Below are 1,434 nucleotides of genomic sequence, written 5' to 3'. Positions count from 1 at the left end.
CGTGTGTTGTTTCAGATATTGCACAGTGGACGCGTAGCTTCTTTGTGGTAAGTCCTCGGCCTATTAGTACCAGTCACCTGCACCCATTACTGGGCTTCCAGTTCTGGCCTATCAACCCGGTGGTCTGCCGGGGGCCTTACCCCCTCGAGGGGGTGAGAAACCTCATCTTGGAACAGGCTTCCCGCTTAGATGCTTTCAGCGGTTATCCCTTCCGAACGTAGCCAACCAGCGGTGCTCCTGGTGGAACAACTGGCACACCAGAGGTTCGTCCGTCCCGGTCCTCTCGTACTAGGGACAGCCTTCCTCAAGTTTCTTACGCGCGCGGCGGATAGAGACCGAACTGTCTCACGACGTTCTAAACCCAGCTCGCGTGCCGCTTTAATGGGCGAACAGCCCAACCCTTGGGACCTACTCCAGCCCCAGGATGCGACGAGCCGACATCGAGGTGCCAAACCATCCCGTCGATATGGACTCTTGGGGAAGATCAGCCTGTTATCCCCGGGGTACCTTTTATCCGTTGAGCGACACCGCTTCCACTTGCCGGTGCCGGATCACTAGTCCCGACTTTCGTCCCTGCTCGACTTGTCAGTCTCACAGTCAAGCTCCCTTGTGCACTTGCACTCGACACCTGATTGCCAACCAGGCTGAGGGAACCTTTGGGCGCCTCCGTTACATTTTAGGAGGCAACCGCCCCAGTTAAACTACCCACCAGGCACTGTCCCTGAACCAGATCATGGTCCGAGGTTGAGGTATCCAATACGATCAGAGTGGTATTTCAACAACGACTCCACAGTAACTGGCGTCACCGCTTCACAGTCTCCCACCTATCCTACACAAACCGAACCGAACACCAATACCAAGCTGTAGTGAAGGTCCCGGGGTCTTTTCGTCCTGCCGCGCGTAACGAGCATCTTTACTCGTAATGCAATTTCGCCGAGTCTATGGTTGAGACAGCTGAGAAGTCGTTACGCCATTCGTGCAGGTCGGAACTTACCCGACAAGGAATTTCGCTACCTTAGGATGGTTATAGTTACCACCGCCGTTTACTGGGGCTTAAATTCTCAGCTTCGCTCTTACAAGCTAACCGGTCCTCTTAACCTTCCAGCACCGGGCAGGCGTCAGTCCGTATACATCGTCTTACGACTTCGCACGGACCTGTGTTTTTAGTAAACAGTCGCTTCTCACTGGTCTCTGCGGCCCCACCCAGCTCAGGAAGTAAATTCCGTCACCGGACAAGGCCCCCCTTCTCCCGAAGTTACGGGGGCATTTTGCCGAGTTCCTTAACCATAGTTATCTCGATCGCCTTAGTATTCTCTACCTGACCACCTGTGTCGGTTTGGGGTACGGGCCGTGTAACAACTCACTAGAGGCTTTTCTCGGCAGCATAGGATCACTGAATTCGCCTCAATCGGCTACGCATCACCTCTCAGGCTT

The 1,434-nt window shown here is 54.5% G+C and carries 1 rRNA gene (cut by a window edge); it reads right to left on the bottom strand.

What is annotated here, in order from left to right:
- Positions 1-43: 43 nt before the first annotated feature.
- A 23S ribosomal RNA gene (locus tag R4P57_RS26730) occupies positions 44-1,434 on the bottom strand; it runs 1,861 nt beyond the window's last position.

Origin of the sequence: Rhodococcus sp. IEGM 1330, from assembly GCF_033142445.1 — a bacterium.
Taxonomy (GTDB): domain Bacteria; phylum Actinomycetota; class Actinomycetes; order Mycobacteriales; family Mycobacteriaceae; genus Rhodococcoides.
The sequence above is the reverse complement of the archived record's forward strand: the minus strand, read 5'-3'. Positions and strand labels throughout refer to the sequence as shown.